The sequence below is a fragment of the Stenotrophomonas sp. Ste86 genome, from assembly GCF_024519465.1.
GTDB lineage: Bacteria > Pseudomonadota > Gammaproteobacteria > Xanthomonadales > Xanthomonadaceae > Stenotrophomonas.
The window spans coordinates 39,230-47,570 of the sequence record NZ_JALJRW010000028.1 but is presented as its reverse complement, the minus strand read 5'-3'; the positions used below and the strand labels follow the sequence as shown (position 1 = coordinate 47,570).

Below are 8,341 nucleotides of genomic sequence, written 5' to 3'. Positions count from 1 at the left end.
CGCGTACTTCTTCCTGAAGATCCGGGCGGCCTTCCCCGGAGTTGGGTGAAGAACCAAAAAAAACGCCCCTCTTCCAAGGGGCGTTTTCCAGTCGCGTCATGACTGCGTCGTGCGGTTTACTGCTGTACGAAGCCGATCTTCTTCATCTGAGCATTCTTCGCGGCAGCCAACACCTTGGCCATCACGTCGTACTCGGAGTCCGGGCTGGCGTCGATGCGCAGTTCCGGCTGGTTCGTCGGGTCCTTCTGGACCTCCTGTTCCATCCGCTGCTGCAGCTCGCCGGTCGCGACCGGGCTGTTGTTCCACGAGACCTGGTTGCTGGCGTCGATCTTGAGTTCGATCGGCGGCGGCGGCTCGACCAGCTGCGGCGGTGGGTTGAGCACGCGCTGCGGCAGGTCCACGGCGATCGGGTACGTCATGATCGGCGCGGTGACGATGAAGATGATCAACAGCACCAGCATCACGTCCACGAGGGGCGTGACGTTGATGTCGGCCATGGGGCCTTTATTACCACCAGTACTGAACGCCATGGCTTACTGCCCCTTCTCTTTGGTGGCAACGAAGCCAACGTCGAGCATGCCCTGTTCCTGCGCGATCTTCGTCATCTCGTTGATGACGCGCATCTTGGTGGTGCGGTCACCACGCAGGTTGAGGGGCGGCTGCGGAGTCTGCTGGGCGGCGGTCGACAAGCGGGACTCGAGGGTCTGCTTGTTGATTTCCTCGTCGTTCCAGTAGATCGAGCCGTCTTCCTTGACTGCCAAGGTGATCGGGCCCGAACGCTTCTCAGCGTCTTCCGGGTTCTGCACCAGGTTGGCCTCCGGCAGATCCACCTTGACCTTGTGGGACATCAGAGGCGCCGTGATGATGAAGATGATCAGCAGCACCAGCATCACGTCCACGAGGGGCGTAACGTTGATGTCGGCCATGGGGCCGCCGCTGTTACCACTACTGAAAGCCATAACGGGCTCCGTCTAGATCGTGTTGACTACGTTCTCGCTCGGTGAAGCGCGTCGCAATTAGCGGACGCGCGAACCGGTGGCGAAGAAGTCGTGCAGGTCGTGAGCGAACGTATCGAACTTGCTGATCGTGGCGCTGTTGATCTTGCTGAAGAAGTTGAAGGCGAACACGGCCGGGATAGCCACGAACAGACCGATGGCGGTCATGATCAGTGCTTCACCCACCGGGCCGGCAACGGCGTCGATCGAGGCGGAACCGGTGGCACCGATCTTGATCAGCGCGCCGTAGATGCCCCACACGGTACCCAGCAGACCGACGAACGGAGCGGTTGCACCGACGGTGGCCAGCAGGGTCATGCCCGACTGCAGGTTGTTGCTTTCGCGGGTCACGGCCTGACGCAGGGCGCGATCGACGAATTCCGAACGGCTCAGGTTCTCACCCAGGCCACCGGTTGCGCCGCCTTCGGCACGCTGGTGGTGGGCAGCTGCCTGGGCAGCGTCGAGCGCGATCTTGGAGAACGGCTCGGAAGCCGGCTGTTCTTCCATGGCACGGATGGCATCCTGCGCGTTCGGGGTATCCCAGAACAGGCTCACGACCTTGTCGGCCGCGCTCTTCAGGCGGGTAGCACGGAAGATGTTGATGACGGTCCAGTACCAGGACATGGCCGACATGACGATCAGGGTCAGCAGCACGACCCAGGAGACGGCGAAGTCACCCGGCTGGGTGGTCATTTCGTGGATCAAGTGCTCGAAGCCCATCTGCGAGAGGGCGTTCGACGGGTTGCCCCCAGCAGCAGCGGCGATGAAGAGTTCCTGCAGCATGACGCTTACCTTTGTTGTGTGTGGTGATGAATGGTGTTGCTACAAATAACCGACGGGGCGGTGGCCGGCGGGCCACCGCGAACCATCAGTTCAGCGCAAAGTTGACCGGGACGCGAACGCGACCTGCGACCTTCTTCCCGCCCGACTCCGCAGAACGGAAGCTCCACTTGCGAGCTGCTTCCATTGCGGCGCGGTCGAGGTCACGGTTACGGCTGGACCGTTCGACCGACACATTGGTGACGTTGCCATTGGCATCGACATCAATGATCAGGATGACTTCACCCTGGATACCTGCACGGAAAGCGGCCGGCGGGTAACGCGGGGGGTTCATGTTCTTCGAGGAGATATCGACACTGGCCTCGATCGTGCTCGGCGGCGCGGGCGGCGACGGCGGGCTCGGAGGAGTGACGATGTCGTTCGCACGCGGTTCCGGCACGTCGACCACAGGAGCCTGCGGCGGTGGCGGCACCGGCGACGGCTTCGGCGGCGACAGGTTCTTGACCGGCGGCGGCGGCGTTTCAGTCGGCGGCGGCGGCGGCGGCGGCGGTGGGGGCGGCGGCGGAGCGTCGACCAGGGTCACCATGATGTTGCGTTCCTTCTCCGCAGCAGCCTTGGGGGCCACGGCGGGGATCAGAAGCATCATGAAGGCGGTGAGATGCAGTGCGATTACAAAAGCGATACCCACGATCCGCGGCCAGCTGAAGCCGGTGTCATCGCGTTGTTCGTACCTGTGAACGACTAGTTGTTCCGTCATGCGCCAAGAGCTCATTAGTGGGGCCGGGATACCCGGGGACAGGTAGCCCATGATCAGCGGTGCATGACACCGCAGGAACCTCCAAGCTTATACCAATCCTGAGCGCCTGCGCATCACTGTGGCAGGCATTCAGGCGTTATTCCCACTTACTTCAGGTTGATGATTTTGTCAGCATCCTTGGGGTTCTTCACGCCCTTGGCTTTCGCCTGGCGCGCCGCTTCCTTGGCCTGCGGGATACGACCTTCCTGATACAGCACCTTGGCCAGGTTCAGGTAGGTTTCACCGTCCTTGGAAAGCGGGGCGGCGTTCTGCCACGCCTGGATGGCCTTGTCCGTCTGTTGCGGATCGGAGTAGTAGTACGCCTGGGCCTGGGCCAGGTACACCTGGTAGTCCGGCTTCAGGATGCCCTTCTGCAACCCATCATTGATAACGGCAATTACGTCCTTTTCTTTGCCCTCGGTGTTGGCATAGATCGAATACAGCTGCTTGTACTCACGTTCGTCGGTGAGCTGACCGGCCGTGTACAGCTTGCCCATCACCGCGCCGGCCTTGTCCATCTGGTCAGCCTGCATGTACATGCTGGCCAGATTGAGCTGGGCCTTCTTGTCGGTCGGGTTCTTGGTGGCCAGCGCTTCGGCCTGCTTGACCGCTTCACCGGTCTGGCCGGCTTCGGACATGGCCGCCATCAACAGCTGGTTCCAGTTGTCCTTCGGCTCGGGCGAGCCGGCGATGGCCTGCTGCAGCACCGGGATGGCGTCGGCGTAGCGCTCGGCCTGGTACAGCGCCTAGCCCTTGATGATCAGTTCTTCCGGCTTGGTCGACTTGCTTTCGGCCAGGTACTTGTCCAGCGTGGCCAGGCCCGCGGCGGTCTCGTTGTCCTGCAGCTGCAGCTGGGCCAGCATCAGCATCGACTGGAAGTGGCCGTTGTTTTCCAGGCCGTTGAATTCCAGCACCTGCTGCAGGTACTTCTTGGCCGCAGCGGAGTCGTCGGTGTTGTAGGCGGCCTGGGAGCCCAGCTGCGCGGCCAGCGACTTGTCGTAGGTGTTGGCGGCGGGGTTGGCCAGGATTTCATCGGCCAGGGCCCGGGTTTCCGGGAACTTCTGGTCGTTGTAGCTGTCAATCAGCTTCTGCAGCTTGCTGCCGAGCTTGGCCGACGCCTTGAGGTTCGGCTCCTGGCGGGTCGCGTTCGGGTAGAGCGCCTCGGCCTTGGCCTGCTTGTTGCCACCGCTGCGGCCACCACGCTCGGACGAGCGGGAGGACTGGGCGAAGGCATCGGTGACCACGGCGCCACCAATGGCGGTCGCGATGAGGACGGAAAGGACGGCTTGCTTGTGATTGCTGAAAATCATCTTTCACCTCGATCGAACCGCCGCAGCGGCATCAAAACGGACTGTCAGAAAAATCTGAGCCGCCAAACGTATCAGAAACTGATGGCGTGAGAAATCGTTTCCGATGCTGCAATACAGCATCTTTTGCGCTGATCACCCGCACTTCGGCTTCCGTCCCGCTGCCTGCGCCTGCTGGTACACCCCGGCGAGGGCCGGCGCGTCGCGCTGCAGTTCGCGGATACGGTTGGCCGGGTCCGGGTGGGTGGACAGCCATTGCGGGGAGCGCCCGCCACTGGCGGCCATCATGTTCTGCCACAGGTTGACCGCCTGGCCGGGGTCGAACCCGGCCTCGGCCATCAGCCGTTGACCGACCACGTCGGCTTCGCTTTCCTGGGTTCGCGACCCGGGCAGCAGGAAGGCGGTCTGCGCGGTCATGCCACCCAGTTGGTTGACCGTGCCGGCAGCGCCTTCGCCGTAGGCCGCACCGGCCAGCGCGCCAAGTACGGCCAGCCCCGTCTGCGCGCCCAGCTGTCGGGTCAGTCGTTCCTCGTGGTGCCGCGAGATGACATGGCCGATCTCGTGGCCGATCACCGCCGCCAGCTGATCCTGGTTCTTGGCCACGGTGAAGATGCCGGTATTCACCCCGACCTTGCCGCCTGGCAGCGCAAAGGCATTGGGTTCCTTGTCGACGAACACCGCCGTCTCCCACCGTACGCCACGGTACTGTGGCGGCAACTGGGCGACCAGCGCGTTGACCACGCACTGCACATAGCCGTTCTGGCGGCCATCGGTGCTGATCGTTTCCTTCTGCTTGGTCTCGGTAAACGCCTGCGCGCCCAGTTGGTCGAGTTCGGCCTGCGACACACCGCCCACCATCTGCCGGCGCCCGGTGGGCGAGGTGGTGGTGGCGCAGGCACTGACCAACAGCGCAAGCGCAACGCCGAACAGCACTGGTTTCATCGCAGGTCCCCCGTGTTCATGTGCCCAGTGTGTAGGGGCCGGATGTAAATTTTCGTCAAGCGGACGCGACGCTCAGTGAAGGCCAAGGAACACCAGCGCAGCCAGCGCGATCGCGTTGTTGAGTCCATGCGCCACGATCGGTGCCCATAGCGTGCCGGTGCGCTGGTACAACCACGCAAACGCGGCGCCCATGCCGCCGTAGACCAGCCACAACTGGGCGATTTCCCAGGGGCCATTGGCGCTGGTGCCGGGAATTTCATGGATGAGCGCGAACGCCAGACTGCTCAGCAGCATGCCCAGCCACATGCGGCCGGCCTGCCACAGGCGCCCGAACAGGACGCGACGGAACAGCAGTTCTTCGTAGGCCGGCGCAAGCACAACCGCAAACAGCGCGAGGAACCACGGGAAGCGGGTGAGGGCCTGTTCCATCAGCGCCAGGTTGGTCGGCACCGGTTCGATTCCGGCCTGCTTGGCCAGATAGGCGATGAGGTTGCTGCCGATCACCACGCCGGTGGCGACCAACAGCGTCCAGCCCCAGGTGGAGGGACGGCGTGCGGCCTGCAGCGAGGCGTTGCGTTCGCCGGCATCAGCACGGCGGCGCAGGAAATACAGCAGCAGCGCAGTACCGCCGGTGGCGACCAGCGCCATGACGATCTGCGCCAGAGCACCGGGTTGGCCCAGTTGCTGGGCCAGGGCGCTGGCGTCGATCGCGTTGCCTTGACGTGCCGCTTCGGAGCCGACGACGGCGCCGCGGTACAGACCCCAGATCAGCCCACTAAGCAGGCTGAGCCCGAACAACGCCACGATGGCGATGCCCAGGTCGATGAAGAAACCCGCGACGGGCGATCGCCGCTTGCCGCCGGATGCGGTGGTTGAGGCAGGGGGCAGCGGAGGCGTGGTGGACGCCGGGGCAGTAGCGGACATCGGATTCCTGGCATCGAAAGGCGATGGCCGGCACGGTTGCAGGTCGCAACCGGCCGGCACTGCTTCGATTGTGTCAGATATCCAGGTTGGCGACCTTCAACGCGTTGTCTTCGATGAAGTCGCGACGCGGTTCGACCACATCGCCCATCAGGGTGCTGAAGATCTGGTCGGCAGCGACCGCATCTTCGATGCGCACCTGCAGCAGGCGGCGGGTGTCGGGGTTCACCGTGGTATCCCACAGCTGTTCCGGGTTCATTTCGCCCAGGCCCTTGAAGCGCTGGATCTGGCGACCCTTCTTGGCTTCATCGAGCAGCCAGTTGCGCGCGTCGGCGAAGCTTTCGATCTCCACCGACTTGGCGCCGCGGCTGATCTTGGCGCCGTTGCGGACCAGGCCGTGCAGCAGCAGCGAGGACTGGTGCAGAGCACGCAGTTCGCCGGTTTCGAAGGCCACCAGCGGCAACACCTGGATCATCTGTTCGCCCATGTGGCGACGCGTGACCAGCAGTGCGGCCGGGCGCTCGTCGGTGGGTTCCTGCAGTTCCAGGCTGAAACGCGGCGAGCCCAGGCTGCCCTTGTTGAGGCGGGTAGCCAGCGCGGCCAGACCTTCGTCTGCGCCGGCCTTGCGCAGGTGCTCCAGGTCCATCGGGGTGAAATCGATCAGGGCTTCGAGCACCTGGCGATCGTAGCGATGGGTGTTGCGCGCGATGGTTTCCTGCGCCGAGGCGTAGGAAAGCAGCAGCTTCTCCAGGGCGACGCCTTCGATGCCCGGCTCGCCTTCGGCCGGAATCAGCGACGCGTTTTCCACCGCGCTGCTGGCCAGGTACGCATCCAGCGCCGGGTCGTCCTTGAGGTACTGCTCCTGTTTGCCCTGCTTGATCTTGTACAGCGGCGGCAGGCCGATGTAGATGTGCCCGCGCTCGATCAACTCCGGCATCTGACGGTAGAAGAAGGTCAACAGCAGCGTACGGATGTGCGCGCCGTCGACGTCGGCGTCGGTCATGATGATGATGCGGTGGTAGCGCAGCTTGTCCGGGTTGTACTCGTCGCGACCGATGCCGGTGCCCAGCGCGGTGATCAGCGTACCGACCTGGTCGGAGGCCAGCATGCGGTCGAAACGCGCGCGTTCCACGTTGAGGATCTTGCCGCGCAGCGGCAGCACCGCCTGGTTCTTGCGGTTGCGGCCCTGCTTTGCCGAGCCACCTGCCGAGTCACCCTCGACGATGAACAGCTCGGACAGCGCCGGATCCTTTTCCTGGCAATCGGCCAGCTTGCCCGGCAGGCCGGCGATATCCAGCGCGCCCTTGCGGCGGGTCAGGTCGCGCGCCTTGCGCGCGGCTTCGCGGGCACGGGCGGCATCGACGATCTTGCCGGCAATCGCCTTGGCCTCGTTCGGGTTTTCCTGCAGGAACTCTTCCAGGCGTTGGCCGAACGCGCTTTCCACGGCCGGGCGCACGTCGGAGCTGACCAGCTTTTCCTTGGTCTGACTGGAGAAGCTCGGATCCGGCACCTTCACCGACAGCACCGCGATCATGCCTTCGCGCATGTCATCGCCGGTCAGGTTGATCTTGGCCTGCTTGGCGATGCCGTTCTGCTCGATGTAGTTGTTGAGCACGCGGGTCAGCGCACCGCGGAAACCGGCCAGGTGGGTACCGCCGTCCTTCTGCGGGATGTTGTTGGTAAAGCAGTACATCGTTTCCTGGTAGGAATCGGTCCACTGCAACGCCACATCCACGGTGATGCCGTTGGATTCGCCGGTTACCGAGATCACGTTCGGGTGCAGCGGGGTCTTCAGCTGCGCCAGATGCTCCACGAAGCTGCGGATACCACCTTCGTAGTGGAAGTCATCGCGCCGGCCGTCGCCACGCTCGTCGGCCAGGACGATCTTGACGCCGGAATTGAGGAAGGACAGCTCACGCAGGCGACGGGCCAGGATGTCGTAGTGGAACTCGACGTTGTCGTGGAACGCCTTTACCGACGGCCAGAAGCGCAGGGTGGTGCCGCGCTTGGTGCTGGCTTCGAGCTGCTTCAGCGGATTGACCGCGGCGCCATCGGCGAATTCCTGCTGGTAATGGAAGCCGCCCTGGAAAATATCCAGGACCAGCTTCTGCGACAGGGCGTTGACCACGCTGACGCCCACGCCGTGCAGACCGCCGGAGACTTTGTAGCTGTTGTCATCGAACTTGCCGCCGGCGTGCAGGACGGTCATCACCACTTCGGCCGCGGAGACTTCGCGGTCGAGCTTCTTGCTCATCTGCTCGTGCTTGCCGGTGGGGATGCCGCGCCCGTTGTCGGACACCGAGACCGAACCGTCGGCGTGGATGATCACCGATACGGCGTCGGCGTGGCCGGCCAAGGCTTCGTCGATGGAGTTGTCGACCACCTCGAACACCATGTGGTGCAGACCGGTGCCGTCATGGACGTCGCCGATATACATACCGGGACGCTTGCGAACCGCCTCCAGGCCTTCCAGGGCGGTAATGCTGTTGGCGTCGTAGTTGCCGCTATTTGCCGGGGTGTTCTGTTCTTCAGTCATTGCGCTTGCCGTAGGCTCCGCAGGTCGGGCCGCCACCGTGAGGCGGGGCGCCGAGTAATAAGGG

Annotated in this window: 7 protein-coding genes and 1 pseudogene; all 8 read right to left on the bottom strand. The window is 63.7% G+C overall.

Translation table 11 applies throughout. The features are described 5' to 3' along the window. Window positions 1-116: 116 nt before the first annotated feature. The 8 genes and pseudogenes from NR101_RS17660 to gyrB all read right to left on the bottom strand — a co-directional run bounded on the left by NR101_RS17660 (window position 117) and on the right by gyrB (window position 8,277). Entirely contained in the window at window positions 117-530 is a 414-nt protein-coding gene (locus tag NR101_RS17660; protein WP_038691524.1) for a biopolymer transporter ExbD, read from the bottom strand. Between the two features lie 3 nt (window positions 531-533). Continuing rightward, window positions 534-959 carry a biopolymer transporter ExbD gene (locus tag NR101_RS17655; protein ID WP_038691526.1) on the bottom strand — a complete coding sequence of 142 codons (426 nt, stop codon included), beginning with the start codon at window positions 957-959 and terminating at the stop codon, window positions 534-536. A 57-nt stretch (window positions 960-1,016) separates the two neighbouring features. Continuing rightward, complete coding sequence (gene exbB, locus NR101_RS17650; RefSeq protein ID WP_256776079.1) at window positions 1,017-1,778, bottom strand: TonB-system energizer ExbB; 762 nt, start codon at window positions 1,776-1,778, stop codon at window positions 1,017-1,019. An 85-nt stretch (window positions 1,779-1,863) separates the two neighbouring features. Continuing rightward, window positions 1,864-2,421, bottom strand: a complete 558-nt coding sequence (locus NR101_RS17645; protein ID WP_201290289.1) for an energy transducer TonB — start codon at window positions 2,419-2,421, stop codon at window positions 1,864-1,866. A gap of 257 nt (window positions 2,422-2,678) precedes the next feature. After that, window positions 2,679-3,881 (bottom strand): annotated as a pseudogene (locus tag NR101_RS17640) (tetratricopeptide repeat protein). A 132-nt stretch (window positions 3,882-4,013) separates the two neighbouring features. Next, window positions 4,014-4,820: a M48 family metallopeptidase gene (locus tag NR101_RS17635; RefSeq protein ID WP_256776081.1), complete on the bottom strand. Its 807-nt coding sequence runs from the start codon at window positions 4,818-4,820 to the stop codon at window positions 4,014-4,016. Window positions 4,821-4,892: 72 nt separating this feature from the next. Next, entirely contained in the window at window positions 4,893-5,744 is an 852-nt protein-coding gene (locus NR101_RS17630) for a CPBP family intramembrane glutamic endopeptidase (RefSeq protein WP_256776082.1), read from the bottom strand. Window positions 5,745-5,817: 73 nt separating this feature from the next. Beyond that, window positions 5,818-8,277: a DNA topoisomerase (ATP-hydrolyzing) subunit B gene (gene gyrB / locus NR101_RS17625; protein ID WP_256776083.1), complete on the bottom strand. Its 2,460-nt coding sequence runs from the start codon at window positions 8,275-8,277 to the stop codon at window positions 5,818-5,820. Between the last annotated feature and the right edge of the window lie 64 nt (window positions 8,278-8,341).